The organism is Haloferax profundi, from assembly GCF_001469865.1.
In the GTDB taxonomy this organism is placed as follows: domain Archaea; phylum Halobacteriota; class Halobacteria; order Halobacteriales; family Haloferacaceae; genus Haloferax; species Haloferax profundi.
Genome location: NZ_LOPV01000122.1, coordinates 1 through 2,970, shown reverse-complemented (window position 1 = coordinate 2,970; position 2,970 = coordinate 1). Strand labels below are relative to the sequence as shown.

Below are 2,970 nucleotides of genomic sequence, written 5' to 3'. Positions count from 1 at the left end.
GATCTCGCCGAGAGAGCAGAGAGATACGCACCAAAACTCGGTGCTACGGACGTCAAGGTCGAAGTGACTGGACTCGAAGACAGGTGGGGTGAGTACCAAGATGGACGGGCCAAGCTCCACTGGCGACTGATTCTTGCACCAGTACGTATCCAAGACTACGTGGTAATTCACGAGTTGGCTCACAAGAAGCACGAGGAACACAGCCCCAGTTTCTGGAATGCAATCGCGTCAGTGATCCCCGACTACGAGAGTCGGCAGGAATGGCTCCGAATCAACGGGCGGACGCTGCAGATATAGTCGGAGTTGACGATTCAACGGTTGGTCCAGAACGCATCGGAGCAGATATCGAGAGGACTTGGCTCGACCCACCAATCTTGACGATATCTACGTGGTCAGCGACGAATCGCATTCCTGGAGTCACCGTCCATTCACTCCGTGAGTTTTGTACAATAACTGCCTCTCGAGTATAGTCGCCTGACTCTATCGCCTTCGCGACATCATCATACGACCGGACGTCATCTGGTGACATTTCGTCGAATGACGATTTAATCCACGGGTGGGACATCTGTGAATACTGTTCTCCGTTGGGACCCTGCCGTGTCGAGGAGAATAGACTCGTTCCAACCGGACCTTGTTTGCTTGTGTATTTGGCCTCAATGATTACGATTTTTCCATCTGGCCGTTTGGCGATTAAATCAATGCCTTCGCCCGTTAGTTCCTTCGATCCATCTGAGAGAATTGTATATCCTTTCATTTCAGCCACACGAGGCGCAACCAATTGCTCGCCGAGTTCTCCTTTCGAGTGGGTAGTTTTGAACGATTTACCCCTCGTACCAGCGATGTCATTCAGGAACGCATCGCTATCATCTGGATAGTAAAGAGAGGTTGTAGTCTCTGATGCGGAGCCTCTGACTACAGTCGCACCGCCCGAGTGTTCGACCCCATCGATAGTTCTCATCTGTGTCCTGAGCTCGTTGAACGGAACTGCAGTCCCCCTCGGACCGGATTCCCGTGCGTATCGACTGAGATCGGCGTGGGAGATACCTGGTTCATCGGCAAGCGAAAGGAACGCCCGTAACTCTGTCTCGTCGGAATTCGAAATGTATCTGACCACCCTGTGATCGGTCGTATCCTGACTCAGAATTCGGTAGATACCTCGTCGTTCCGATTCTAGTGATTCGATACGAGATGCTACGATCGCAATATCGGAGGAATCAACCTTCGAATGTCCAGATGCGCGAGCAAGCTGTAGGGCTGCATCAACGCGAGTCTGTGACGGGACGTCTACATTTTCTGCAGCTAATACGTGTCTAATTTCTGGATGTTTATTCAGAGCAGTAGCCGACCGAGGGCCACCACGCTCCAAGAAACGCCTGACGTCGGTCGGATCTGCACGAGACAAATCGTCTAGGGATTCGATAGAAAGTTGTCGCTGAGCGCGATAGATTCGGTGTCGTGAACCAGCATTCTTTGCGGATGACAGGAGCTCTCTTGGTAGTTCAGCCGAACGCCGGAGCGAGAGCACAGCACTGGTGAAGTCATCAACCTTCGTTACTGTTTTTGCCCCCTTAGCCACTCTCCCAGCCTTTCCGACCGAAACCGGTGCAGCCACCGTGATGAGAAATGGAAGTGCATAGCCAGCCTTCCACCCATTTTCGAAGGTCGTATATTCTATACTTCCTGGTTCGAATGCATTGTCTCTGGCTTGTTTTTGCTCAAGGCTCGCGTCCACACTCGCGAGTAGTGCGTCCACAGACCCTCGCTCCACTAATATTTGAAGTGTATTCCAGCTCGTGCCGAGAACGCCAACCGGATCGTCTGCAAGGTACTCGAAGAATTCGATTGCATTAGCAGGCGATTCGACTATACTCTGAATCTCGTCGGCGATGAACGCTTGTACACCGTAAGAGAAACCAGCGTCGTATATGACCTCGGTATCTGGAGCGTTTTCTTCCAAGGTCCTTGCATACCATGACTTGGCATCATCGGGTTGACGCAGACCAACTGTAGTTATCGTATTGCCATTCCGATCGGTTGCCCGAATCTCGCCGTGGGAGTGGAAAATCGGCGTACTATAATAGACGACTCTAACGGAGTGCATTGATCCATCGTCAATACGTTTGCTTAGATTGTACTTTGTGCCAACAATTTCGGTATTTTTGACGCCCGCAGAGTCCGATACATCATACCAAATATAATGCTTAGTTTGTAATGTCAATAAATCATAGTAATAGTGGCTGCGAACGTTGGTAATCTCTGGCGGTTGATTGTCGTACAGCGTTGGGTCTCCAGAACCGTTCAGTTCGATGCCATCTTTGACCCCATCCCGATCTGTGTCTGACTTTGTTGGATCCGTGTGGAGTATCTGTTCTAACGAATCTACAACCCCATCCTCGTCAGTATCGACTTTCAAGGGGTCCGATAAATTCCCACGGTATACACTGTATCTGGGCTCACCACTGTGATTTTGATAAAATTGTACTCGGTCAGTCTGATACGGGTCTGTGGTCCGAATCACTAATGGGCGTTTCGTCCTCTCAAGTGCATCTGAGAGGCCGTCACCATCAGAATCGTAGTGTGTTGGGTCACTAATCAACTTGTATCTCGTCGTTCCCTGCGCTGAGACTCGTACTACTTCATCACCATCAGGTATTCCATCACCATCTGTGTCGGAATCGAAAGGATCTGATCGTATCAGCCCTAATTCAGGGAATATCCCTGCCCGCTCTTCCTGATCTGTGAGTCCGTCTCCATCGCTATCAGCAACGATCTGCAGACTTTCGAGACGAATAGTTGCCCCATTAGTCGCTGATAGTTCGATCAGCGCTCGACCACCGTCTCCGTTTGGGATCTTCGAAGACAGTTGGACCTGAATGGGTTTGTTTTCGTCATAAATGGATCCAGTAGCATTGTATATCTCGGTTGTCTCTCCAGTTGGTCTTCGTAACACAACATGAACCGATGAATCTG

At 50.2% G+C, this 2,970-nt stretch carries 1 protein-coding gene and 1 pseudogene; one reads left to right on the top strand and one right to left on the bottom strand.

Annotation, left to right across the window (positions count from 1 at the left end):
• The coding region (locus AUR66_RS06555) for a M48 metallopeptidase family protein (RefSeq protein WP_157533014.1) at window positions 1-297 on the top strand (297 nt) is incomplete at its 5' end.
• Here the strand turns inward: AUR66_RS06555 and AUR66_RS21825 are convergent.
• Window positions 272-2,970 (bottom strand): annotated as a pseudogene (locus tag AUR66_RS21825) (hypothetical protein); the annotation flags it as partial. The gene AUR66_RS06555 and the pseudogene AUR66_RS21825 overlap by 26 nt on opposite strands.